This is a genomic window from Mariniradius sediminis, assembly GCF_021491425.1.
GTDB lineage: Bacteria > Bacteroidota > Bacteroidia > Cytophagales > Cyclobacteriaceae > Mariniradius > Mariniradius saccharolyticus.
This window is the reverse complement of the sequence record NZ_JAKEVZ010000009.1, coordinates 1-25,699: the sequence shown is the minus strand read 5'-3', so window position 1 is coordinate 25,699 and position 25,699 is coordinate 1. Positions and strand designations below refer to the sequence as shown.

20 protein-coding genes are annotated in these 25,699 nt (G+C 46.6%); all 20 read left to right on the top strand.

The genetic code is table 11. The features are described from left to right. Positions 1–11: 11 nt before the first annotated feature. The 20 genes from nrfD (at position 12) to L0U89_RS12320 (ending at position 25,199) form a co-directional block, all read left to right on the top strand. Entirely contained in the window at positions 12–1,376 is a 1,365-nt protein-coding gene (gene nrfD, locus L0U89_RS12415; RefSeq protein ID WP_234861820.1) for an NrfD/PsrC family molybdoenzyme membrane anchor subunit, read from the top strand. A gap of 4 nt (positions 1,377–1,380) precedes the next feature. Next, entirely contained in the window at positions 1,381–1,911 is a 531-nt protein-coding gene (locus L0U89_RS12410; RefSeq protein ID WP_234861819.1) for a DUF3341 domain-containing protein, read from the top strand. Between the two features lie 6 nt (positions 1,912–1,917). Further along, positions 1,918–2,544, top strand: coding sequence for a c-type cytochrome (locus tag L0U89_RS12405; protein WP_234861818.1), 627 nt, complete (start codon positions 1,918–1,920; stop codon positions 2,542–2,544). Positions 2,545–2,546: 2 nt separating this feature from the next. Continuing rightward, on the top strand, positions 2,547–3,845 hold the full coding sequence (locus tag L0U89_RS12400; RefSeq protein ID WP_234861817.1) for a quinol:cytochrome C oxidoreductase: 1,299 nt from the start codon (positions 2,547–2,549) through the stop codon (positions 3,843–3,845). A 21-nt stretch (positions 3,846–3,866) separates the two neighbouring features. Beyond that, a complete protein-coding gene (locus L0U89_RS12395; protein WP_234861816.1) occupies positions 3,867–4,901 on the top strand; it encodes a cytochrome c oxidase subunit II in 1,035 nt (344 codons plus the stop codon). Positions 4,902–4,918: 17 nt separating this feature from the next. Beyond that, complete coding sequence (locus L0U89_RS12390; protein ID WP_008627758.1) at positions 4,919–6,808, top strand: cytochrome c oxidase subunit I; 1,890 nt, start codon at positions 4,919–4,921, stop codon at positions 6,806–6,808. Further along, positions 6,765–7,880, top strand: coding sequence for a COX15/CtaA family protein (locus tag L0U89_RS12385; RefSeq protein WP_008627757.1), 1,116 nt, complete (start codon positions 6,765–6,767; stop codon positions 7,878–7,880). Before L0U89_RS12390 ends, L0U89_RS12385 begins: the two co-directional genes overlap by 44 nt. Further along, the gene (gene cyoE / locus L0U89_RS12380) at positions 7,867–8,769 is read left to right on the top strand and encodes a heme o synthase (RefSeq protein WP_234861815.1); all 903 of its coding nucleotides are present in this window, start codon (positions 7,867–7,869) and stop codon (positions 8,767–8,769) included. The genes L0U89_RS12385 and cyoE overlap by 14 nt, the downstream gene beginning before the upstream one ends. Positions 8,770–8,774: 5 nt before the next feature. Then, the gene (locus tag L0U89_RS12375) at positions 8,775–9,356 is read left to right on the top strand and encodes a cytochrome c oxidase subunit 3 (protein ID WP_008627755.1); all 582 of its coding nucleotides are present in this window, start codon (positions 8,775–8,777) and stop codon (positions 9,354–9,356) included. Between the two features lie 17 nt (positions 9,357–9,373). Beyond that, complete coding sequence (locus L0U89_RS12370) at positions 9,374–10,150, top strand: cytochrome c oxidase subunit 3 (protein WP_234861814.1); 777 nt, start codon at positions 9,374–9,376, stop codon at positions 10,148–10,150. A 13-nt stretch (positions 10,151–10,163) separates the two neighbouring features. Continuing rightward, a complete protein-coding gene (locus tag L0U89_RS12365; RefSeq protein WP_040480246.1) occupies positions 10,164–10,493 on the top strand; it encodes a cytochrome C oxidase subunit IV family protein in 330 nt (109 codons plus the stop codon). Between the two features lie 90 nt (positions 10,494–10,583). Beyond that, positions 10,584–11,252 carry an SCO family protein gene (locus L0U89_RS12360; RefSeq protein WP_234861813.1) on the top strand — a complete coding sequence of 223 codons (669 nt, stop codon included), beginning with the start codon at positions 10,584–10,586 and terminating at the stop codon, positions 11,250–11,252. Beyond that, a complete protein-coding gene (locus tag L0U89_RS12355) occupies positions 11,239–11,793 on the top strand; it encodes a DUF420 domain-containing protein (RefSeq protein ID WP_234861812.1) in 555 nt (184 codons plus the stop codon). Before L0U89_RS12360 ends, L0U89_RS12355 begins: the two co-directional genes overlap by 14 nt. 16 nt (positions 11,794–11,809) lie before the next feature. Continuing rightward, entirely contained in the window at positions 11,810–12,073 is a 264-nt protein-coding gene (locus L0U89_RS12350; protein WP_234861811.1) for a hypothetical protein, read from the top strand. A 111-nt stretch (positions 12,074–12,184) separates the two neighbouring features. Beyond that, complete coding sequence (locus tag L0U89_RS12345) at positions 12,185–15,841, top strand: sensor histidine kinase (protein WP_234861810.1); 3,657 nt, start codon at positions 12,185–12,187, stop codon at positions 15,839–15,841. A 121-nt stretch (positions 15,842–15,962) separates the two neighbouring features. Further along, positions 15,963–19,436: a DUF8818 domain-containing protein gene (locus tag L0U89_RS12340; protein ID WP_234861809.1), complete on the top strand. Its 3,474-nt coding sequence runs from the start codon at positions 15,963–15,965 to the stop codon at positions 19,434–19,436. 131 nt (positions 19,437–19,567) lie between these two features. After that, positions 19,568–21,820, top strand: coding sequence for an ATP-dependent helicase (locus L0U89_RS12335; RefSeq protein ID WP_234861808.1), 2,253 nt, complete (start codon positions 19,568–19,570; stop codon positions 21,818–21,820). A 53-nt stretch (positions 21,821–21,873) separates the two neighbouring features. Beyond that, complete coding sequence (locus L0U89_RS12330) at positions 21,874–22,539, top strand: DUF4290 domain-containing protein (protein WP_234861807.1); 666 nt, start codon at positions 21,874–21,876, stop codon at positions 22,537–22,539. Beyond that, positions 22,540–23,844 (top strand): UDP-N-acetylglucosamine 1-carboxyvinyltransferase, encoded by a 1,305-nt coding sequence (murA, locus tag L0U89_RS12325; RefSeq protein ID WP_234861806.1) that lies wholly within the window; start codon positions 22,540–22,542, stop codon positions 23,842–23,844. Between the two features lie 158 nt (positions 23,845–24,002). Beyond that, a complete protein-coding gene (locus L0U89_RS12320; RefSeq protein ID WP_234861805.1) occupies positions 24,003–25,199 on the top strand; it encodes a tetratricopeptide repeat protein in 1,197 nt (398 codons plus the stop codon). Positions 25,200–25,699 lie beyond the last annotated feature (500 nt).

Here is a 25,699-nt window from a genome sequence, read left to right as displayed (position 1 = left end):
AATTTTAAGATATGCAGGTTACTTCATCTGTACGCGAACCGCTGATTACCGGCGGAAAAACCCTTAAAGATGTCACGCAGGACATCTCCCGTCATGTGGAGAGCAAGCCGAATATGCAGTGGCTTCTCGCATTTTTGGTATCCGTCGGTGCTTTGGGTCTTGGTTTCGTAGCCTTGGCAGCCACACTTTGGGAGGGTATCGGAATGTGGGGCCTCAACAAAACAGTCGGTTGGGCCTGGGATATTACCAACTTCGTATGGTGGGTTGGTATTGGTCACGCAGGTACCCTGATTTCAGCCGTATTGTTGCTATTCAGACAAAAATGGCGGATGGCAATCAACAGGGCTGCTGAGGCAATGACTATTTTTGCTGTCATTTGCGCAGCTATGTTCCCCGTAATCCACATGGGTCGTCCATGGTTGGGTGCATATTGGGCATTGCCGCTGCCAAATACTTTCGGTTCACTTTGGGTAAATTTTAACTCGCCCCTATTGTGGGACGTATTCGCGATCTCGACTTATTTTTCGGTATCACTTGTATTTTGGTACATTGGATTGATCCCTGATTTTGCAACTATTAGAGATAGAGCGACTGGAATCAGGAAGAGTATCTATGGTGCTTTGTCCTTTGGTTGGGACGGTGCTGCCAAGACTTGGAGCCGCTATGAATCCGTTGCGTTGATCTTGGCTGGTTTAGCGACTCCGTTGGTACTTTCAGTTCACACAATCGTATCATTCGACTTTGCTACTTCGGTAATACCTGGATGGCATACAACGATCTTTCCTCCCTACTTTGTGGCCGGAGCGATTTTCTCTGGATTTGCAATGGTGTTGACCTTGATGATTGTAACGAGAAAAGTTTACAAGCTTGAAGACTACATCACAATCGGTCACATTGAGCTGATGAATATCGTAATCATTATCACCGGTTCGATCGTTGGCATCGCCTATATCACTGAATTCTTCATTGCATGGTATTCTGGTGTTGCAGCTGAGCAATATGCATTCATCAACAGGATGTTTGGCCCTTATTGGTGGGCATATTGGTCTATGATGACATGTAACGTGATCTCTCCTCAACTTTTCTGGTTTAAGAAAATAAGGACATCAATTGTTGCAACGTTCCTTCTGTCCCTTGTTGTAAACATTGGAATGTGGTTTGAACGGTTCGTGATCATCGTGACATCGCTTCACAGGGATTATCTTCCATCTTCATGGGTGATGTTTTATCCAACATGGGCTGATGTCGGTGTTTATTTCTTCACTTTCGGTCTGTTCTTCACACTTTTCTTCCTGTTTGCGAAGTTTTTCCCGGTGATCAACATGGCTGAAGTTAAATCGATCGTAAAATCCTCTTCAGAAAAAGTAACCAAATAAACGAATGGAAAGAGATAAGAATTTTATCCTCGGGGTGTTTGAAGACGAGGACGTTTTGTTGGATGCGATAGTAAAAATCAGGGAAAGTGGAGTGAAAATCCACGAGGTCTACTCACCCTTTCCTGTTCATGGAATCGATGATGTCCTTGGTTATAAAAGAAGCCGGTTACCGATTGCAGCATTTTTGTTCGGCTTGCTGGGCACTTCTTTGGCCTTGACCATGCAGTTTTACATGATGAAATTTGACTGGCCAATGATTATCGGTGGCAAGGACTACGCTGCTGTACCAGACTTCGTGCCTGTAACCTTTGAAATGACTGTACTTTTGGCGGCGTTTGGAATGGTTGGCGTGTTCATGGTTGCGAGTAACCTCAAGCCTTGGGCCAATCCCAGGATTTTCGATCTCAGGATTACGGACGACAAACACGTCATGGCGATAGATCTGGCAGTTAATGGTGGAATAGGTGAAGCAAAATTGGCAGAGGTATTGAAAACGTCTGGCGCTAGTGAAGTCAATAGGAAAAGCTTTGAATAAGTGATTATGAAAATACAGAATTACATATACGCACTTACGATGATCGGTATAGCCTACGGGCTTTCCTCATGTGGGGCAGGGGCAGATAACCCTGGGTATGAGTATGCTCCCCAAATGTACAATTCGGTAGCCTACGAACCCCTTACTCAGATTGATAATGAGCAGGAGGGCAGTTGGTTATCAAACCGTGAAGACGGAAAGGGAGAGTTTTACAATAGCAACATCAACAACCCTCACAAGATGAACATGAGGGAGCCGGTTGCGAACACTGTTCCTAGGACCAAAGATGGTTCTTTGCCTTACCGCTTGAAAGCATTTGAACTCGAAGAAGCCGCCAAGATACAAAACCCAGTTGCTTTAACTCCCGAGGTTTTGGCTCAAGGTAAAATACTTTACAATCAATATTGCATCGCCTGCCATGGTGCCAACGGTGAAGGAGATGGCAAAGCTGGAGAGGTTGTAGGTGGCGTTGCTAATCTTAAGGGCGGTGCATACATCAACCTTCCCGAAGGCCATATCTTTCACGTAATCATGAAAGGCAAAGGCCGAATGGGTGCACATGGCTCTCAGATTCCACAGGAGCGCATTTGGAAGATTGTCCACTATGTTAAACAAGAAATTCAGAAGCAATAATCATGGGACACGGTTCTACACATTATAACTTGGATCAGAAATTCGATTTTTCTGCGGGTGTAAAGAAATCGATCATGACAGTGTTGGTGATTGGTGCTGTCATCCTTGGAGCGGGTATAGTGCTCGCCATGTTTGGAGGTAGCCATGATCATGGGGGAGAAGCCGGTGGGCACGCCTTTCATTGGTATCAGAGGTTATTTGCCAACCTTTGGATCAACAATGTCTATTTTACTGGAATCGCAGTGATTGGAGTGTTCTTCTTTGCAATTCAATATGCGGCACAGGCAGGTTGGTCAGCACCTGTTTTGAGGATTCCCTTGTCATTTGGGTATTGGCTTCCGTTTGCGGCAATCATGATGATTGGCACGGGTCTGTTTTTCTTGGTTACACACCAATTCTTCCATTGGACGCATCCTGAGTTGTTTGATCCAAACCACCCGGAATATGACAAGATAATCGATGGAAAAGGTAACTTCTTCTTTTGGCCATTGGCAAAAGGATCCTTTCCGATTTTCTTCATTGCGAGGATGGTCATCTTCTTTGGCTTTTGGGTGTTCTTTTTCAACAAGCTTCGGTCCCTTTCTTATGCGGAAGACCTCAATGGAGGTACAGAATATTGGAGAAGAATGAGGACTTGGTCCGCTTTATTCCTGGTGTTTTTTGCAGTATCTTCCTCTGTGTCTGCATGGGATTGGGTGATGTCGATCGACACACACTGGTTTTCCACGATGTTTGGTTGGTATGTATTTGCTTCTTGGTTCGTGGCGGGTTTGGCATCGATCACTTTGGTGGTTGTGTTCCTAAAGGACAACGGTTACCTTCCGATGGTCAATGAAAACCATATCCATGATCTTGGAAAATTCGTATTCGCTTTCTCTGTTTTCTGGACCTACATCTGGTTTTCGCAGTTCTTGTTGATCTATTATGCCAACATTCCTGAAGAGTCTGTTTACTTTGTGGAGAGGCTGCAAAGTGACGTGTATAGCCCGTTTATTATTGTAAACCTTGTCTTAAACTTCTTCCTTCCATTCTTGGTTTTGATGACTAGGGATGCAAAAAGGCATACGATCTTCCTCAAAGTCGTTTGTTTCTTGATTATCTTGGGGCATTGGTTCGACTTCTTCCTGATGGTTCAGCCAGGCACCTTGGGGCATAACGGTGGATTTGGTTTGATGGAAATCGGTATGCTGTTGGTTTATGGTTCGGTGGTTGCTTATGTGGTGCTAAACAATTTGGCTAAACAGAATCTTGTTCCTAAGAACCATCCGATGCTGGAAGAAAGTTATCATCATCATATTTAATTATCCGAAAAATCTAAGTTTATGTACGGATTTCTAATTGCGGTAGGTGTTCTCTTGTTGTTGTCCATTATTTGGATGGTGTACAGGATTCAGACGCTTGTGTCTGTCGTCAAAGGCAGTGATAAGAAGGTTGCGTCGGGAAGTAACAAGGTTAACGCCATCATGTTCCTCTTGTTCTTGATCGGTGGTGGCGGCTTGATGTTCTGGTATTCCATCAAGGAATTTGACAACTACAATCCACCGCTTGCCTCGGAACACGGCGCAGTCACGGACCAGTTGTTCTGGATTACCATGGCAGTCACTGGGTTCATTTTCATTGTGACCCATATCCTTTTGTTCTGGTTCCCTTACAAATACAGATACCAAGAAAACAAACAGGCCGCATTTTATCCCGATAACAACAAATTGGAGGTTATCTGGACTGTGGTACCAGCGATTGTTTTGGCATTGTTGGTGATCGGTGGTTGGAGAGCTTGGTCCGATATCACAAAGCCAGCCCCGGAGAACGCTCACATTGTCGAGTTGATGGGGTATCAGTTTGCTTGGGAAGTGAGATATCCTGGCGTAGATAACGTGTTGGGTGCAAATGATTTTCGCCTAACCACAGCATCGAACGTTTCGGGTGTTGACTTTACAGACAAGAATGCGTTGGACGATTTCTCTTCTCCTGTTGTCGTGATCCCCAAAGGCGAGCCGGTACTGTTTAGGATCCGTGCCCGTGACGTGCTTCACTCTGTGTTCGCTCCACACATGAGGCTGAAAATGGATGCTGTACCAGGTATGCCGACTAAATTTTGGTTTGTTGCCAACAAGACAACAGAAGAAATGAGGGCGGAATTGAACGACCCTGAGTTTGAATTCGAAATTGCCTGCACCGAGATCTGCGGAAGAGGACACTTTTCTATGAAAAGAGTAATCAATGTTGTTGAGCCTGCCGAATACAGAAAGTGGTTGGCCGAGCAGAGACCCTATATAGTCATCAATCCTGCATTGGTAGAGAATCTCCCTGCCGATGTGAAAGAATTGGCTGATATTACCATTAGCGAGTACAAGTAAAACAATTATCAAATATTATGGCAACAGCTCATACAGCTTCCCACAGCGCTACGGCCCATGATCACCATGAGCATGAGCATCATGATAATTTTATCACCAAATATATCTTCACCCAGGATCACAAAATGATCGGAAAGCAGTTTCTGATCACAGGTATCTTTTGGGCAATCATTGGTGGTTTGTTGTCAGTAATTTTCAGACTTCAATTGGGTTTCCCTGACATGCAATTGGAATTCTTGAAACCGATCTTGGGTGGATGGATTACTGCAGAGGGAAAGCTTGACCCAGACTTCTATTTGGCTCTGGTTACAATGCACGGTACCATTATGGTATTCTTTGTGTTGACAGCTGGCCTGAGTGGTACATTCTCCAACTTCTTGATTCCCCTCCAGATTGGTGCCCGGGATATGGCGTCTGGATTTATGAATATGTTGTCATACTGGTTTTTCTTTTTGTCCAGTGTGATTATGTTCGTTTCCCTCTTCATTGAGACTGGTCCAGCTGCTGGTGGATGGGTTGTTTATCCTCCTTTATCTGCTTTGGAGCAGGCCATTCCTGGTTCAGGATTGGGTATGACCTTGTGGTTGATTGCGATGACATGTTTCATAGCCTCTTCTCTTTTGGGCGGTATCAACTATATCACCACGGTAATTAACCTGAGGACTAAAGGTATGTCGTTCTCCAGACTACCGTTGACGATTTGGGCATTTTTCCTTACGGCGGTAATTGGGCTTCTTTCTTTCCCTGTGCTGTTTTCAGCGGCGTTGCTTTTGGTGTTTGACAGGAGTTTTGGTACGAGTTTTTATCTCTCTGATATCTACATCGGTGGCGAACCTTTGCCAAACACTGGCGGTAGTCCCGTGCTTTACCAGCATTTGTTCTGGTTCCTCGGACACCCTGAAGTATACATTGTTTTGTTGCCTGCATTGGGTATCACATCCGAAATTATTGCAACCAATTCACGCAAGCCAATATTTGGATACAAGGCAATGGTGATTTCCATGTTGGGTATCACGATCCTCTCATTCATTGTATGGGCGCACCACATGTTCGTTTCTGGAATGAATCCGTTCCTTGGATCGATCTTCATGTTCCTTACCTTGATTATCGCGATTCCGTCTGCGGTGAAGGTTTTTAACTACCTCACAACGCTGTGGAGGGGTAATCTGATCTTTACGCCGGGTATGTTGTTCTCTATTGGCTTGGTATCATTCTTCATTTCAGGTGGTCTGACTGGTATTTTCCTAGGAAACTCGGCAATTGATATTCAACTTCATGACACCTATTTCGTGGTGGCACACTTTCACCTCGTGATGGGTTCGGCGTCGTTCTTTGGCTTGATGGCTGGCGTTTATCATTGGTTCCCTAAGATGTTTGGAAGGATGATGGATGCGAGGCTAGGGTATGTGCATTTCTGGTTGACATTTATCGGCGTGTACATGGTGTTTTTCCCGATGCACTATATCGGAATTGCCGGGTTCCCAAGAAGGTACTACACTTGGACAAACTTTGAATTTTCCAATATGTACACAGATTTGAACATGTTTGTGTCTGCTGCGGCTATCGTAACATTTGCCGCCCAATTGATATTCTTGTTCAACTTCTTCTATTCCATGTACAGAGGCCGTGTGGCGTCCTTGAATCCTTGGAGATCCAACACACTTGAGTGGACTACGCCTTTGCATCCGGGTCATGGTAACTGGCCTGGAGAGATCCCAGCGGTGTACAGATGGCCTTATGATTATTCAAAGCCAGGGGCGCCGGAAGATTTCATTCCTCAAACTGTGCCTTTGTCTGCGACTCCAGAGTCCAATCTTCCTCATGAGCAAGAGCTTGTGAAATTGGAGAAGGCGATCATCGCTGATGAAGAGACATTGTTGGTCGCTAATGAATCAAAAGCATCTTAATCAGATAAGCAGCTTTCGCAGGATCAGTTTGGTCACTGTGATAGCTGTTTATTTCCTCATATTTGTCGGAGGGATCGTACGAAGTACCGGTTCTGGTATGGGCTGTCCCGACTGGCCAAAATGTTTTGGGAGCTGGGTTCCGCCGACGAGCGAGAGCCAGCTCCCAAAAAATTATCAAGAGATTTATGCCGCAAAAAGGGTTGAAAAAAACGACCGTTTTGTGGCCCAGTTGGAAAGTCTTGGCTTCAACGAGAAAGCAGATCAAATCAAGAATGACAAGTCTATCCTTGTTGAGCAACCGTTTAACGCTGTGAAAACTTGGATAGAGTACGTCAACAGGTTGATCGGGGTCGCAATCGGGATGTTGGTGATTCTAACGGTTTGGAGATCATTGCCCTTATTTGCAGTAGACAAATCGATACCGGTGATCTCGATACTTACACTCGTGTTGGTGATATTTCAGGGCTGGATAGGGTCGATCGTAGTATCCACCAATTTGTTGCCTTGGATGATTACGGTTCACATGATGTTGGCGCTCTTGATAGTAGGATTGTTGCTCTTCATTCATCAAAAAGCCTACAAGCTTAAGTACCCTGTTTTTCACCAAACGGAAAAGTCGTCTTTCCTTTACAATTTGCTGATGTTAGGCTTGGTGTTGATGCTCGGGCAGATCGTGTTGGGGACGGAAGTTCGGGAACAGGTTGACATGGTGGCGGTTGAGTTCGGGAATATGGTAAGGGGAGAGTGGATTGCGCAGCTCGGTCTCGAGTTTCTGATACACAGGAGTTATTCCCTTCTGATTCTCGGGGTTCATGTTTTGTTCTTTGTGAAGGTATACCAGCATTCAATCAGAAGGGCTGGCATTTATAAGTGGAGTCAAATATTGGTGCTTGTGTTGTTGGTGGAGATTGTTTCTGGTGTAGGAATGGCTTATTTCGCGATTCCTGCATTTCTTCAGCCGATTCATTTGTTGTTTGGATCCTTGATTATCGGGATTCAGTTTGTGTTATTGATGCAGCTGAATTCACAAAAGAATTTAAAATTGGTTTCTGTCAGAAATGAACACAGTTGATATTTCGGATAAAAGTGTCTTGAGCCATTTGTCGGTTCGATTGAGAGCCTACATGGATTTGGTCAAATTTCGCTTGTCGGCCTTGGTGACGTTTTCGGCGATGTTTGGGTTTATTCTTGGGGATTCTGGTACTTTCTTCTCTTGGGAAAAATTCTTTGGACTAATGCTCGGCGGCTTTCTGGTCTCTGGTGCTTCGGGTGCTGCGAATGAAATTTGGGAAAGGGATATTGACAAGCTGATGAAGCGGACCCAGAACCGTCCTCTTCCACTACAGTTGATTTCCTTGACAGAGGCATACTTTTTCACGTTTGCGACCGCCTTGTTGGGGATTTCGATTCTATGGATATTCACCAATCCGCTTACCACCATGCTTGGTTTGCTGAGCATGGTTTTGTACGTGTTTGTATACACACCATTGAAGCGGGTTGGGCCAATTGCTGTGTTCGTAGGTGCAATTCCAGGAGCGATGCCGCCTTTGTTGGGGTGGACTGCGGCTACAGGAATGATTTCCCATGAAGCGCTGATCATTTTTGGGATTCAGTTTATCTGGCAATTCCCACATTTTTGGGCGATTGCGTGGGTAAGTGATGAGGACTACAAAAGGGCGGGTTTCAAATTGCTGCCTAGCGGTGGGGGACAGGACCTGAATACTGCGATACAGATTATGGTCTATACGCTGTTTTTGCTTCCCTTGGGATTGTTGCCAACCTATTTTGGTTTAACAGGGATAAACTCGGGCGTGATCGCGACTGTTTGTGGGGTTTTGTTTTTGGCCCAGACATTTTCACTGATGCGTGATTGCTCGAGAAAATCAGCTTTGAGGATCATGTTTGGTTCGTTTATTTACCTGCCTGTCGTGCAGATTGCATATTTGTTGGATAAAGTGTAGGAACGATGGAAGAAAAATTTGCCTTTGTAGAGAATGCGGAGCAGCCGATAGCGATGCATCCAAAGAAGTTCGCACTGTGGCTGTTTATCGTTACGGTGGTTATGATATTCGCCTCGATGACAAGTGCATATATTGTGAGACAGTCTGAGGGGAATTGGCTGGAGTTTGATTTGCCTGAAATATTTTGGTATACGACCGGGGTGATTATCCTGAGTAGTGTGACGCTTCATTGGTCGTATCTTTCAGCAAAAAAGGATGAATTGGGTAATTTGAAAACCGGCATGATCATTACTACGGTACTCGGTCTCACTTTCCTTGTTGGTCAGTGGTACAGTTGGGTCGCCTTAGTTGACCGGGATGTATTCTTCGTGGGTAATCCTGCGGGATCATTTCTTTATGTTTTCACAGGACTACATGCCTTGCACCTGATCAGTGGTGTGATATTTCTGATTATTGTATTAATTTCGTCCTTCAAGTACGAAGTCCATTCAAAGAGTATGGATAGGATGGAAATGTTGGTAACGTATTGGCATTTCCTCGGAGGTTTGTGGATTTATTTGTTTATGTTCCTTTTATTGAACCATTAATAGTAAACTGAATTTATATGTCAACGACTGCAACAGCGATTGGGGTGAGCCCCAAAAGAGGTGTCTGGGGAGGTGGTAACGAGCCACTGAAAGCGAGCTACGGGAAACTCATGATGTGGTTTTTCCTGCTCTCGGATATCTTCACCTTTGCCGCATTTTTGATCACCTATGCCTCGATCAGGGTAAGTTATCCGGCGTATGCTGGACCGGCAGACCAGTTTGTAGGCTCGAATGAATACTGGCCTGTGCCTGAAATGGTGTTTGACGCCATTCCATTCACCCACAGTGTGCATCCTCCGTTGGCTTTTGTGGGCTTGATGACATTTATTTTGATCATGAGCTCCGTGACGATGGTTCTCGCAGTAGAGGCAGGCCACAGAAATGACAGAAATGACGTCACCAAATGGCTACTTTGGACGCTTCTTGGTGGTATTACCTTCTTGAGCTGCCAAGCTTGGGAATGGACCCACTTTATCCATGGAACTCATGGTGGTTCATTAATCACCTACGTCAATAAACTGGGTCAGGTGGTTACCGAGACTGTGCATGGGGCGAATCTTTCGGTGAATGAATATGGTCCAGCGGCATTTGCGCAGTTGTTTTTCTTCATTACCGGTTTCCACGGATTCCACGTGACCATTGGCGTTTTCCTTTTGTTCCTTGCGTTTTACCAATCTGCCGTTGGCGTGTACGAGAGGAGAGGTCACTATGAGATGGTTGAAAAGATTGGTCTCTACTGGCACTTTGTAGACTTGGTTTGGGTATTTGTATTTACATTCTTCTATTTGATCTAACGATATATTGTATATGGCATCACACGGAAATAAACCGGCATTGGAAGTAATTCCTAGAGACGAGGAGAAAATCAAGAAAATTTGGAAAACAGCTTTCATACTTTTGATCTTGACCTCAATCGAATTCGTATTTGCGTTTACCATCCCGAGAGGCTTGCTCCTCTATGGTATCTTCATCGCACTGACGATCTGGAAAGCGAAATACATCATGATGGTATTTATGCACTTGGGAGATGAGGCTAAGCCCTTGTTCTATTCCATCATCGTGCCGCTGATTTTCCTGGTATGGTTGGTGATAGCATTAGTGAAGGAAGGAACCGACATTTTCCACATCAGGTGGTGATTTGTCTTTAGAATAAAATTTTGAAAAAAAGTAGGTTGGAGGGAGAACTTCAACCTACTTTTTTGTTTACTACTCAAAGCATCGACAAACATGAAAGGACTAAGGATATTGCAGGGGCTTGTTTTGCTCTGTATCCTGATGATTCCAGTGCTGATCATCCTGTTTCTCAAGACATTCGGTACCAACCAGTACGATATCCCGATTTACTACCAAGATGGGGTGGAAAATCCTTTTAAGGAATGCAACGTCGTGGAAAGCGGACAGCATTACATTCCTGATTTTGAGCTGACGGACCAAGACGCCAAGACCCGGGGTAGAAAGGACATGAAGGACAAAATCACCGTGGTGGATTTTTTCTTTACTTCTTGCCCGAGTATATGCCCTGTGATGTCCAAAGAAATGGAGCGTGTGGATGCCGCTTTTCGGGATGAATCCGACGTGCAAATATTTTCGATTTCTATTGATCCGGAGTATGACACGTCGGAAATCCTTGCATCTTATGCCAAAGATCACAATGCGACTGCTGGAAAATGGCATTTTCTGACCGGTGACAAAACAAAGATTTATGAACTCGCACGCTGCGGCTTTATCCTCCCAACGCTCGATGGGATGGGCGTGGCAGAGGATTTTGTGCACAGCGACAAATTTGTATTGGTAGATGGGGAAGGCAGGATTCGTGGATATTACAGCGGTACGAATCGAGATGAGGTTGATAGATTGATATTGGAGATTAAAATTCTAATGCATGGAAAAGAATAGCACTATTTCTGTTGGTAACGAAAAGAAAGTTTACAGGGGGATTGTGGCGATTGCGATTGCAGTCCCTGTTGTCGTAGCAATCTTACTGTTTATGCCTTCCAAGTTGGACCTAGCAAGTGACTGGGTGTACTTTCTCCCACACCTTAACGCAGTGATCAACACGGCTGCATCGCTATCGCTTATTTTGGGGTTGGCATTTATCAAACAGGGAAATATCGAATTTCATAGGGCTGCTATCACAACGGCTATGGGACTGGGAGCGATTTTTTTGGTATCATATGTGATCTACCATGCCTCCGCCGAAAGTACGCCTTTCGGGGGGCAAGGCTGGATACGACCAGTTTATTACTTCATCCTCATTACCCATATTGTATTGGCGGCGGTAGCCCTTTTTCCGATCCTGTTGGCATATTACTACGGACATACAGACCAAAGGGCCAAACATAGAAAAATCGTTAAGTTTGCTTATCCTATTTGGCTTTATGTGTCCATGACTGGTGTTATTGTCTATCTTATGATTAGGCCTTATTATAATTTCTGACAAATAGCAAGGAAAAATGAAAATCTTCAAAACCCTATTCTTTTCCGCATTGGTCTTTTTGATGAGTCATGGTATTTCCTATTCCCAGTGCGCTATGTGCCGTACGACTATCGAAAACAACGTCAGTAACGGAGAAACGACAATTGGTGCTGGCTTGAATATGGGGATTCTGTACCTACTGAGTATGCCCTACATCATAGCAATGGTATTGGGATACCTGTGGTACCGCCATGCAAAGAGCCGGAAGAAGAAATTTCTTTTTCACGGTGAAAAATATTGATTCATGATCAAAGTAGGGGTACGGATTTTGCTTTTTGCGTAACTTATGGTTATGCAGCAGTCCACCAGATTTTTTTTGTTTTTGGCCCTCCTCGGATTGGGGGTATTTTTTATGTTAAGTTTTTTTCTGTTTCAGGAAAAAGAGGAGGATAGACTTGCGGCGTCGATTTCCGAAAAGATCCAAAAGATCGAAGATGAATTTGGACAGGACTATTTGCGGCTGTTGCTCGATAATCGTCCCGAAGATCCACTCACCTTTACCACACTGACTGTCGAGGCGTTTCATCCTTATTATGTTTTTTCCGAGGCTGGGGACTTGGTGTATTGGTCTGATTTTTCACACATGCCGTCCTTTGACATGATCAATCCAAAGGAAACCCAGCGTATTTTGGAAAACAGCAAGGGAATCTACTACTCTAAAATCCGCAGGTTTTCAAGAAACAGCCAAGGATATTGGTTGGTACAATGGTATCCCCTGTACCAAAAAAGAGACTTTCAAAACCAATACCTTGAGTCGGGATTCAATTCAGCGGTTTTCAATGATCCCCCGCTGACTCTTTCCGCTACCCAGGAACCGGGTTTTTTGGATATCACCGGTAAGCGTGGAGAGTTTCTGTTTTCAGTTCAGTTTGACCCGGAGATGATGCCCGATGAACCTGGCAATAAGATTGCTGTGTTGGTTTTCTTCTTTTCGCTGATGGCATTGCTGACGGTCCTTACCTTTGGGATGGTCAGGCTAAATTGGCGCAAAGGAAATTATTGGAAAGCGATCTTCTATGCAACGTTCGTATTGACGGTTGTTCGGGCTTTGATGATATTTTTCAGCTTTCCCCAGAGCTTCTTCAATTTCGATTTGTTCGATCCATCAGGTTATGCCTCGTCATGGTTCAATTCGAGTTTGGGTGATTTGTTCCTGAACATGGTTTGCGCATCGATCGTTTTTGGGATGGTGTTTTCGCTTTTTTCCAAGGATGAGTTCAAGAGTTGGGTGAAAAACCGGGTGATAGCGCAAGAGAACGGCATTTACCTGCTTTTGGCCTATACGGCGTCTACCCTTTGCTTGATAGCATTTTATGGATTGTATATCGATATCCTGTCCAACTCCCAATGGGACCTCAATATTCTGAACCTTCCAACTTTGGACAAGTACATGGTCATCAGTTTGGCGATCGTGTATTTGGGAGGTGCAGGCTACTTTCTGTTTTCAGTTTTGGTATTGGGTCTTTTTTTCCATAAAAACCCATTCAAAAAGCCCCATGCTATTTACCTATTGGTTGGATTTGCCATACCTGTTTTGGTATTTCTGGCATATTGGGATTGGGTGTGGTCAATTGCTTTCGCAGCACATTTCCTCCTCTTGGCAGTTGTTGTCAACTTCAGTTTGTACCGCCACATCTTCAAGATTGGTTTAAACGCCTTTCTGATTTTCTTTTTTGGCTGCCTGATGACCGCAATAGTGACGGGAGTAGCTTCACACGAAGTGTATTTGGAGCGGAATTATAAGTCAAAGGTGAGTTTTGGGACAGAGCAGTTGGTGGAAAACGATGTTTTGGCGGAGTTTTTCCTTGCCGACATCATTCAACGAATCGGGAATGATTTGTTCATCAAAAATACCCTTTCTGATCCTTTGATGCAAAAGGATGCCATCGACAAAAAGATAAGGAAAATACACATGATCAATTATTTTGATCAGTACCTATTGAAAATCAGTGCATTCAACGCTGCGGGAGAGAATATTCTCGATCGGAGTTCCACGGCAAACTTGGAAGAGTTGCAGCGCCGCTATATCAACAGCGATAATGCCACTTCCGTCCGCGGTCTTTATTTTACAAAACGAGGCACTGAAAGGGATGGAAGCCAATATTTTGCTTTTATACCCATGTTTCGGCAGGACGTGTACCTAGGAACAATTTTCTTGGAGCTCGACCAACTACGGGTGCTGCCGGGCTCGGTCTTCCCCAAATTGCTGATCGACCAAAAGTTCATGGGTGGGATTAATGAGAAGAAGTTCGACTTTGCTGTCTACGAAGATGGACAGCTGCAATATGGGGTCGGATTGTTCAACTACCGCGCATCGGGTTTGGATGATTTGCTCAATCAGCCCGCATTATTCGAAAAGGGGATTTACCGTGGCGGATATCACCATATTGGGGTGAGGCAGGAGCAAAAGGTGGTGATTGTCTCTTCCTCTGTTTACCCGATCTATTATATCCTTGCGGATATTTCCCTGTATTTTTTGGGTTTTATCATCTTTACGCTGATCGGTATGATTTTCGGGACGCTTTTGGTGAAAAGGGGAAAAGTAGACTTCACCTATGCGACCAAGCTCCAACTCTACCTGAATTTCGCCTTTTTTGTGCCGATTTTCGTCATCAGCTTGATCATCGTGGGGCTGTTCACAAATTCTTACCAAGAAGAACTTCACAGGCAGTATATCCAAAAGGCATCCCTCGTGCGGGATAACCTGACGCCTGTGATCGAGCGACGCAAAGAGGGTTTGCTTGAACGTGACGAGCTGCAAGAGGTGATGAATAACCTGTCGGGAACCGCGGACACAGACATTAATTTATACAATCGGTTTGGCTACCTGATGGCCACTTCGCAACCCAATATCTTCGAAAAGAAGGTCCTTACCGAGTTTATCAATCCTCGGGCAATCGTCGATTTGGTGGAGGGGCAAAACAATATCACGTTACTTGAGGAGAAGATCGGCAATCTTAATTTCAAATCTGTTTATTCGGCTATTAGATCCAAAGATGGACAGGAGGTACAGGCTATTGTTGCCGTACCGTTTTTCGAGTCCGAGACCGAACTGGATTTCTTGATTGCGGATGTGCTGAGCAACATTATCAATATCTTCGTATTGGTCTTCGTGCTGTTTTTGTTCATTTCCTATTTTGTTTCCCGAAACCTGACTTTTCCATTTAAGCTTCTTACCCAAAAACTCAAATCAACGGGCCTCGATAACAACGAACCGATGTACTGGCCTGCCAACGATGAGATCGGCATGCTTGTCAACGAATACAACAACATGCTCTACAAGTTGGAGGAAAGTAAAAAGGACCTTGCCGAGTCCGAGAAGGAATCCGCGTGGCGGGAAATGGCCAAGCAGGTAGCCCACGAGATCAAAAACCCGCTCACACCGATGAAGCTCACCCTGCAGCATATGCTGAGGCTTCAGGCAGAGGGCAATCTGGACGATCCGAAAAAGCTCAAGAAACCGGTGGAAACTTTAATTCATCAAGTCGATACCTTGAGTGACATCGCTACCTCATTTTCCAACTTTGCCAAAATGCCGACGCCGAAGAAGGAATTGATGGATTTCAAGGAATTGGTGACGGGCACTTTGGAGCTTTTCAAAAACAGGGAAAATGAGAAGGTCATTTTTGGAGATCTTACGGATCGAGATACCCTTCCTGTCGTAGGGGATAAACAGCTTTTTGGAAGGATAGTTGCCAACTTGATTATCAATGGATTTCAGGCCTATGACCCGAATAGAAAGCCCGTAATACATGTGTTTCTGAGGGAAGTGGACAACCAAGTCGTCCTGGAGGTAAGGGACAATGGGAAGGGAATTCCCAAAGACTTGAGAAAGAAGATATTCATGCCAAACTTCAGTACTAAATCCGAAGGCTCGGGTCTTGGATTGGCGATCGCGAAGCGGGGCGTGGAGACTGAGGGTGGAAAAATATGGTTCGAGACCGAGGAAGGGAAAGGAACGTCTTTCTTCCTTTCTTTTGATCTAGCCCTTGATACAGAACCACATTGATCGCAAGCATTGGACTTGGCTCCCGGATTTTTTTCTTTTGTACCCGTTAAAATGCTTTGTGTTCTGCTACACGCCTAGTTCTTATTGAAAATAGTACCTTAGGGAGTTTATTCGCCATTTGATGCGCTCCTCCTTCTTCCTCACCCTTCTGGGTTGCATGCTATTGCTGGGTCCTGCCGCTTGGGCCCAGCAGGAACGATGCCGCTGGGTTTCAACCCAGGAGGTGGGAAAGGCATTTGTGTTGGATTCGCTTCCGGTCGCAGAGGAAAGTATCCGAGTGACGGACAAAAGCCAAAAATCCTATCCTTACCAATATTCGCTGGCTACCAAGCAGATCAAGATTAGCCTGGAAGCACAGCAAGTCCCCGATTCACTGCTGATTTGCTATCGGACTTTTCCGTATGATTTTTCCAAGACATACGCACGCAGGACATTGGCCGCTGATTATGATTCGATGGCACTGTTCAAGGACAATCGGCGCAAGGCAGTGCAGACATTCGATTTTCGGGAGGAGCTTTTTCCTAGTACCAACCTCAACAAATCCGGGAACCTTACCCGAGGAGTTTCTTTTGGGAACACCCAAAACCTCTTCGTCAATTCTTCCCTCAACCTCCAACTCAGCGGACAGCTTGCCGAGAATCTCAATATCCGCGCCAGCATTACCGACCAAAACGTACCCTTTCAGCCGGAAGGAAACACCCAACAGTTGCAGGATTTTGACAGGGTGTTGGTCGAATTGTACAACGATCGATTCAATTTGGCGGCTGGAGACGTGGTTTTGACGCAACGCAGGTCTGAGTTTCTACGCTATTACAAAAACGTGCAGGGTACACAAGCCACTACCAACTATCGCCTCGGAGATAAATGGAAGGCTTCTACCCAAGGCGGGATTTCAGTGGCCAAGGGCAAGTTTGCGTCCATCGTCCTAGAAGTCAGTGAGGGAACCTTGGGACCCTACCGCATTCCCGGACCCCAAAACGAGCGCTTCGTCATCATCATGGCCAATTCGGAGCGGGTGTTTTATGACGGCAGACTGCTGCAGCGCGGATTCAACTACGACTATGTCATCGACTACAACCAAGGCGAGATCACCTTCACTCCCAATGTCTTGATTACCCAATACACACGTATTCGGATCGATTTCGAATATGCGGAGCGTAACTATTCGAGATCCATCCTTACTGCCAACCATATCCAAGAGACCGACCGGGTGTCATTGTACATGAATTACTACCGGGAACAGGATAACCGCAATCGACCGCTGTTTTTTGACATGACAGACGAAGACAAGCGGCTTTTGGCCTCGGTGGGAAACGATGTGGGCAGTGCCCTCGTGCCGCGAGTAGACAGTGTAGCCTTCGACCCAAATCGGATATTGTACCGGAAGTTGGAAGATGTCGATGACCTTGGCAATCCTATCGTCTACTATGAGTATTCGACAGATCCGCAGGTCGCCCATTTCGCGATCGCGTTTACGGAAGTGGGACAGGGAAAAGGCGATTACGTCAGGGAAAGGCAATTGTCAAATGGCCCGGTCTTTAGGTTTGTTCCCTCGATCCAAGGCGTCCCGCAGGGCAATTACTCGATTTTTGCCCCGCTGCCGGCACCGAACAAAAAGCAGATGTTTACCGCCGGATCCAGAGTCAAAATTACCGAACATGAACAGGTCTATACCGAGTTGGCATTTTCAAATACCGACCAAAACCTGTTCTCCGACTTGGGGAATGAGACCAACCAGGGATTTGGCGTAAAGTCAGGTATACTATCCGAAAACAGGGTTTTGGGTGTTTTTTCTGGTTACAAGTTTCGGTCTTTGACCGAGTTTGAATACAATTCGCAGCATTTCAGCTTTATTGACCGCCTGCGCTACATCGAATTTGACAGGGACTGGAGCTTGCAGCAGGAGGACATGTCGGTCCCGGCACATGAGCGGATTTTCAATACCCAGGTCGAATTGAGCAAGGACGCCGACAATCAGTTTAGCTACCGTTTTAACCTTAGAAACCGCGGTCAGGTGCTCGGAGGGACGCAGCACCTGGCGAAGTGGAACCAACAGATTGGCAGGAGGATTTTTGTTAAACAGGAATTCTTTGGGCTCAATGCCGACGTCAATCGCCTCAATTCGGCTTGGGTCCGCTATACAGGTGACATTCGTTACAAGTCCCGGATTCTTGTCCCCGGCTACCGTTTGATCCTCGATCGCAATGCCGTAAAGGACATCGAACGCGATTCGGTCGTGAGTACCGCGATGAACTTTTTGGAGCATTTCGCCTACTTGCAGACCAACGACACGCTTCCCTTTTCAGCATTTGTCAACGCTTCGGTACGTGCGGATGATTTTCCGATCGATGGCGTAATGGTCCGGGATACCGAAGCGCGGCAAACCAACTTCGGTTTCAAACGGCGGTTCAATAACCACGATCTCAGCGCTACCTTTACCTATCGTGAATTGGATTTGATCAGAACAGGAGCCGGCAGGGAGACGACCGTACTTGGAAAAGTTGATTATTTGGGGACTTTGGCAAAAAACAATATCCGAAACGAATTGAGCTATGCACTCGGGAATGGCAGGGAATTCAGGCGCGAATTTGTGTTTCTGCCCGTGCCAACTGGCGAAGGAACGCATACATGGCGCGACGACAACGGTGACGGAATCCAGCAGCTCAATGAGTTTTTCCTCGCGATCAATCCTGAAGAAAAGAACTTCATCAAGGTGTTTGTGCCCACCACGGAGTTTGTGCAGGCCTACACCACGATATTCAATTATCGACTCAATGCCAAGTTTCCCGATAACTGGCGCGATGGGGGAATGATGCAAAAGTTTCTCCAGAAGTTCTCCAACACCACCAGCGTCAGCATTGAGAAGAAAATCACCTCAGATGATTTTTGGGATCGGGTCAATCCGTTTGTCGGCGGATTTGCACCGGAGGATTTGTTGTCCGTCCGACAGGTAATTCGTTCAACGTTTTTCTTCAATCGTTCTTCTGCAAAATATGGCTTCGACCTTTCTCTCTTTGACAACCAAAACAAGCAACTGCTCGCAGGGGGTTTTGATGATTTGGCACAAAAGGACTGGCGACTCAATACCCGGTATAACTTCAGCCCAAGTATCAACCTGCGGCTTTTGGGACAAAAGGGGAGGAGAATCTCCAACTCGGACTTTTTGGAAAACAGGAATTATTGGGTAGAACAATCCGCACTTGGTCCCGAACTCGCCTGGCAACCAAGCAGTCTGTTCAGAACGACCTTGCTATACCAATACACGCTCAAGCAAAATGTCGCCAACACTGAATTCAACGAAGAGTCGATCATGCACCAAGCAGGACTGGAACTCCGTTACGCCAAGGCCATCAAGACCACGCTGAATGCCAATCTTAGGTATTCCTACCTCGAGTACAATGGCATTGCCAATAGCCCCGTCGGTTACGAGATGCTCAATGCACTCACTGTGGGAAATAATATTACTTGGACCTTGAGCTTGCTGCAAAAGATCGGCGAGGGACTTCAGATGAATGTCGTCTACGAGGGTAGGAATTCGGAAGGTTTGGATCGGGTCGTACACATCGGACGGATGCAGGTGACTGCCTTGTTTTAAAGCAAACGCTGAAGTTGGAATTTGAATTTTTTTAGCCTAAAAACTTCCAGCAGTGACGGACAACATTTCAGTTATCTCCTTTCCCCCCCGACAAAAAACCTTAACTTTGGAAGCTGTTGGAGTTTTGTTGCATGGATTATTTAAAAGGACTCAATCCCCCCCAAAGAGAAGCTGTAGAACATACCGAAGGACCCCTGATGATCATCGCAGGTGCCGGTTCGGGTAAGACCCGTGTCCTGACGATGCGGATCGCGCATTTGATCCATGCCAAAGGCGTTGACCCCTTTCAGATTTTGGCCTTGACCTTTACCAACAAGGCGGCAAGTGAGATGAAGCACCGGATCGAGAAATTGATCGGACTGGAAGCAAGGAATACCTGGATGGGGACTTTCCACTCGACATTTGCCAAAATCCTGCGGGTTGAGTCGCATTTGCTGGGATATCCATCCAATTTTTCGATCTATGATACGGACGATTCCAAGTCGTTGATCAAGGCAATCGTCAAGGAAATGAAACTGGACGACAAGGTCTACAAGCCAAGTACGGTTCTTTCCCGCATTTCCGGTGCCAAAAACAGACTGATCTCGTGGGAGGCTTATCTTGGAAATGCAGACCTCAGAAATGAAGATGCGCTTGCGATGAAGCCGCTGATGGGCGAAATCTACAAGACTTATCAAAAGCGCCTTTTCAAATCCGGCGCGATGGATTTTGACGACCTGCTGTTCAATACCAATGTCCTCTTCCGGGATCATTTGGATGTGTTGAACAAGTACCAGCAGCGGTTTCGGTATGTGATGGTGGACGAGTTTCAGGATACCAATCTTTCCCAATACCTCATCACCAAAAAACTCGCTGCCGTGCACCAAAACATCTGCGTGGTGGGCGACGATGCGCAAAGTATCTATGCCTTCAGAGGTGCAGATATCCAAAACATCCTCAATTTTGAGCGGGACTACCCGGACTTGTTTGTGGTCAAACTGGAGCAAAACTACCGCTCTACCAAGAACATTGTCCAGGCTGCCAACAGCATCATTGCCAAAAACAAGGCCCAACTCAAAAAGGAAGTCTGGACCCAAAACCACCATGGCGAGCAGATCGAGCTGATCAAGGCAAGCTCGGACAATGAGGAAGGAAAGCTGGTGGCTACCACGATTTTTGAGGAAAAGAACAACAAGAAGCTCAACAACGCGGATTTTGCGGTCCTGTACCGTACCAACTCACAATCCCGTGCCATAGAGGAAGCCCTTCGGAAAATGAACATCACCTACAAGATCGTTGGCGGATTGTCATTTTACCAGAGAAAGGAAATCAAAGACCTCATGGCCTACATGCGCTATGTGGTCAATAAGGACGACGAGGAGGCTTTTAAGCGGATCATCAATTTTCCGAAAAGGGGCATCGGAGACAGTACGGTCGAGAAAATGATCGTCGCAGCGTACGAACATGATATCCCGCTTTGGGAAGTGATCCTCAATGCCAATAGTTTCCTGGGCGGTCGGGCAGCCAATGCCGTGGATGATTTCGCCACGATGATCAAGAGTTTTGGGATCGAAGTGGAGCGAAAGGATGCCTATGAAGCCGCCAATACCATTGCCAAGCAATCCGGTCTCCTGAAGGAACTCTATGAGGACAAGACCATCGAAGGGCTCAACCGCTATGAAAACGTCCAGGAATTGCTCAATGCGATCAAGGAATACGTCGATAGTCCTGAGAATGAAGATAAAAGCTTGGGAGCGTTTTTGCAGGAAATTGCCTTGCTGACGGACAATGACCGGGACAAGGATACAAGCGACGCCGTCACTTTGATGACGATCCACTCTTCCAAGGGCCTGGAGTTCAAGCAGGTGTTTGTGGTGGGCATGGAGGAAGACCTTTTTCCTTCCCAAATGATGATGCAAAGTCGGGAGGACCTGGAAGAGGAAAGGAGGCTGTTTTACGTTGCCACCACCCGTGCGATGGAAAAGCTCTACCTGACCTATGCTTTGACACGGTACCGGTTTGGCAGATTGCTGAACTGTGAACCAAGCCGATTTCTGGAAGAAGTCGATCCGGCTACCATCCGGGTCAACAAGCGGATGAGTACCGCGCTTTCAGGGGCATTGAGAAACGAGTCTGTCGAACCCCGTTCGGGCTTTATTGGCATCAAAGGTCCGCAGGTGAGGCCGATGACCACCGCCAAAGTCCATAGCCCCAGTCCCGACTTCAAACCATCCAACACCAACAACCTGAAAGAAGGCATGCTCGTGGAGCACCCGAAGTTTGGATATGGGAAGGTGCTTAGGATTGAAATTGAGGGACTTAACAGAAAAGCCACGATACAATTTGAAAATTTTGGAGAGAAAACATTATTACTTAGCTTTGCGAAGCTTCGAATCATCGACTGAACAATCCCTGATACAAGTTTTTTTCTTGATCACTACTTAGACGGGACAACCCCATGAGCAATACAGAAACCAATAAACAGTCCGTCATCCTGAAGGAATACGGCAAAAACATCCAACGTCTTGCCGTACATATTTCTGGTATGGAGGATAGGGATAAAAGAACACAAAGCGCCTTTCTTCTGGTGGAAATGGTCAAACAACTCAACCCCCAAATGAAGGCAGAGAATGACCAAAAAATCTGGGACGACCTCCACATCATGTCCAACTTCAAGTTGGATGTGGATGGACCCTATCCCGCACCCGAACCCGAGATTCTTGACCGCAAGCCCAAGCGCGTCGGCTATCCGAAAGGAGAAGTCAAGTTCAAACACTATGGTCGAAACATCGAAAAGCTCATCGAGAAGGCTGTCGAAATCGAAGACGATGAAGAGCAAGAAGCTGCGATCATCTATATCGGACAGCTGATGCGGAGTTTCCATTCGACTTGGAACAGGGACAATTTCGACGACGGGATTATCCTTGACGATATCAAAACCTTGTCCAAGGGTAAGCTCCATATCGATTTGGACAAAGTCCGTGAAATGGGCCTTTTCGAAACCAATACCAGACGTGATTTCCAGCTTCCTTCCGAGCAAGAAACGGATCGTGCAGCCAAGCACCGCAGGAAGTTTGACCACAACAGAAGAAGAATCGGCGGCCACCCCAAAAAGCGTAGATAAATGTCATCTTTCAAAGTCACTGGCGGCCTGAAGCTCAAGGGCGAAATCATTCCCCAAGGCGCCAAAAACGAGGCCCTGCAGATTCTTTGTGCAGTCTTGCTTACGCCCGAAAAAGTCACCATCCACAAGATCCCCAATATCCGGGACGTCGTGAAGTTGATCGACTTGCTTTCGGATATGGGAGTCAAAGTCGAGAAGCTCGGACCCGAGTCCTACAGCTTTGAGGCAGACAACGTGAACCTCCAATATCTGGATACGGATGAATTCCTGAAAAAAGCTTCGGCACTGCGCGGTTCCGTGATGATTTTGGGCCCCTTGTTGTCGCGCTTTGGACATGGGCGTCTCTCTAAGCCTGGAGGTGACAAGATTGGCCGCCGACGGATGGATACGCACTTCTTTGGCTTCCAAAAACTCGGAGCCGAGTTCCACTACGACAGCAAGCGCGAGATTTACCATATCGATGGCAAAAACCTGAAAGGGGCCTACATGCTCTTGGACGAGGCTTCCGTGACCGGTACAGCCAATATCGTCATGGCAGCGGTTCTTGCAGAGGGCAAAACCACCATTTATAATGCAGCCTGCGAGCCCTACCTACAACAGCTTTGCGACATGCTCAACCGCATGGGTGCCAAAATCACGGGTGTTGGTTCCAATTTGCTGCACATCGAAGGGGTCAAAGCACTCAAGGGTACCGAACATACCATGCTGCCCGATATGATCGAAATAGGATCCTTTATCGGCATGGCAGCCATGACCCAATCCGACATTACGATCAAGGATGCCCAAATCCACCGCCTAGGGATCATTCCCGATACTTTCAAGCGGATGGGGATCAAGATGGATTTCAGGGGAGACGATATTCATATTCCTTCCCAAAAGCACTACGAAATTGATACTTTCATTGACGGATCGATCCTGACGATCGCGGATGCGATTTGGCCGGGATTTACGCCTGACCTGCTAAGCATCGTATTGGTGACGGCGACCCAAGCCAAGGGGACGGTACTGGTACACCAAAAAATGTTTGAGAGCCGATTGTTCTTCGTCGACAAATTGATCGATATGGGTGCACAGATTATTCTTTGTGATCCGCACAGGGCCACGGTGATTGGCTTGGATCGGAAATATCCCCTCCGGGGCATCCGGATGACCTCTCCCGATATCCGGGCGGGTGTTTCTCTGCTGATTGCGGCGATGTCGGCAGAGGGTACCTCGATCATCGACAATATCGAGCAGATAGACCGCGGCTATCAGCATATCGATCAGCGCTTGAACGCGATTGGGGCGGATATCCAACGCATTTGAGATATTAGGAAAAAATTCAACAACATACCAAAGCCTCCCGGGATTATACTCGGGAGGCTTTTTTGATTGAATGTTTATGTCGATTAACCATTGATGGTTTTGGGGAAAATTTGGAAATCAAGTTCACTTATGATTCCGTATACCCGTATATTCATTCTATGAAATGGTGGATTTTCATAGCCTGGGTTTTGTTCATTACCCCCTCCTTTGGCCAGGACGAAAGGATTGAGGAGAAGATCGAAGAGGCGATGCGGCTTTCCGACAAGGGGCAGCATTTGGATGCTCATGCCGTTCTTTCCGGGATTATCCAGGATAGGCCTTACCTGACCGAAGCCTACTACTACCGAAGCCTGGTCCGGGACAGGGCCGGAGACACGGAGGGCGCTTTGACTGACCTGAACAGCCTCCTCGAACTCGACCCCTTGCATTACGACGGCATCTTCCTGCGTGGCACGATGCGCTACCGCTTGGGACAATACGCGCTCGCCCTGGAGGATTTCAGCAATCTGCTCCATATTCCCCCCGGACCGACCCAAACCATCATCTACCAGCGTAAGGGCTACCAATCGGGTGTATCGGGTGTTTTTACCCAGCAAAGCGGCAACAATGCACATGTATTCGAAAACATTGGTCTCTGCCAGCTTGCACTTGGTGAGTGGCGGGAAGCGAAAAAGAGTTTTGACCAAGCGATTTCGCTGGCACCTGGGACCGCGGATTACTACCTGCATCGCGGCAGGGCTTTCGAAATGGCCGGTGATACCGCCCGGGCCAAGGAGGATTTCATGAAAGCGCTCGAGATCAATCCTTATCACCCGATGGCCCATCAATACCTGGCTGCCTTGGCCAATGCCACCGGCGATTGGGAAAGTGCGGAGAAATTCTACGACCAAGCCATCGAGGACCAGCCGGACTTTGCGCTATCCTACAAACAGCGGGGTTATCAACGCTTGCGGGCGGAAAAGTGGACTGAAGCCCTCGCAGACTTTGACAAAGTGCTGGAAATCCAACCCGATGACGCCGAAGCACTGAAGTATAAGGCTTATGTGCTCCAAAAGCTCAAGCGGGCGGATCAGGCATTGGAGCTGTACAACCGGGCGATAGGACTCAATCCCATGGACGCCCAAGCCTATTTTTCGAAGGGAAACATCCTGTACCAGAAGCAACTATACCTCGATGCGGTTGCCGCCTATACCTTGGCACTGTACTACCAACCCGACCTGCTGCAGGCCAATTACCAAAGGGGCTTGGCTTACCATTATTTGGGGAAAAGGGCTGAGGCCTGTCGGGATTTACAAAAGGCCGCGGAGGCAGGCTTGAAGCAGGCCCTGGATGCGATGGCGAAGATATGTAAGTGAGGGAGCGCTATCCATCTTGAGTATGAATCACCTGATTCAACCATGCAAGGGTGTAAAGTTGATACACGGAATAAACACGGAGTATACTCGGGTGGAGGTCGGGACACTGTCAAGACATGGTCAAGACACGGTCGGGAGAGTGTCCTAGGAATAAGGGAGAATTGGCGGGGCTTTTGTAGCTGAGGGATTTTCCGACGATAACCATACCTGTTTGCTGTCGTGGATCCAATTACGCCTTTCTTTTTTAGAGAATTTGTAATTAACCTTGGTGTCAACTATATTCCAATGCGGTATTTGGATATCTGCTCCAATTACATCCCGATCTCTATCGTGGATGGTTTTGATAAAAGGGTGGAATTACATACCGATAGCCACCTTAGATTTGATCGATTGTATTTAACCAAGAAGGGTGGTATAATTGAAAACCTGCCAGCGATCCATCGATAGCCTTAGTAGAGCACTATCCCGATATTTGGAGCTGACAGGTTTAAAGAACCAAG